We start from the raw sequence: 689 nt of genomic DNA, 5'->3' as shown, positions 1-689 counted from the left end.
GGCGACACATGAAAGATGGTGTCACGCTCTTTAACAATATGACAAGCAAATCTGTGTGGGCACTCACAGGTGTTGAGTTATTCGAAATTGCCTCTTAGGAGGCAATCAAAAATATTAACTCAATGAACCACTGAGTGACCATAGCAATATGTAAACTTCGAATATCTTCGGGTATTTGAAAAACAGTATAATTCATTGAGCCGCTTTGCTCTTAACGGAGTAAAGCAAAAAACTTTAATTGAAGAGTTTGATCATGGCTCAGATTGAACGCTGGCGGCAGGCCTAACACATGCAAGTCGAGCGGTAACACAAGGGAGCTTGCTCCTGAGGTGACGAGCGGCGGACGGGTGAGTAATACCTAGGTATCTGCCCAATCGAGGGGGATAACAGTTGGAAACGACTGCTAATACCGCATACGCCCTACGGGGGAAAGGAGGGGACCTTCGGGCCTTCCGCGATTGGATGAACCTAGGCGGGATTAGCTAGTTGGTGAGGTAATGGCTCACCAAGGCGACGATCCCTAGCTGGTCTGAGAGGATGATCAGCCACACTGGAACTGAGACACGGTCCAGACTCCTACGGGAGGCAGCAGTGGGGAATATTGCACAATGGGCGAAAGCCTGATGCAGCCATGCCGCGTGTATGAAGAAGGCCTTCGGGTTGTAAAGTACTTTCAGCGAGGAGGAAAG

The 689-nt window shown here is 49.2% G+C and carries 1 rRNA gene; it reads left to right on the top strand.

Going from position 1 to position 689, the window contains the following annotated elements:
• Positions 1 to 235: 235 nt before the first annotated feature.
• A 16S ribosomal RNA gene (locus L2729_RS21545) occupies positions 236 to 689 on the top strand; the annotation flags it as partial.

The sequence above is a fragment of the Shewanella gelidimarina genome, assembly GCF_023283945.1.
Taxonomy (GTDB): Bacteria; Pseudomonadota; Gammaproteobacteria; order Enterobacterales; family Shewanellaceae; genus Shewanella; species Shewanella gelidimarina.
The sequence above is the reverse complement of the archived record's forward strand: the minus strand, read 5'-3'. Positions and strand labels throughout refer to the sequence as shown.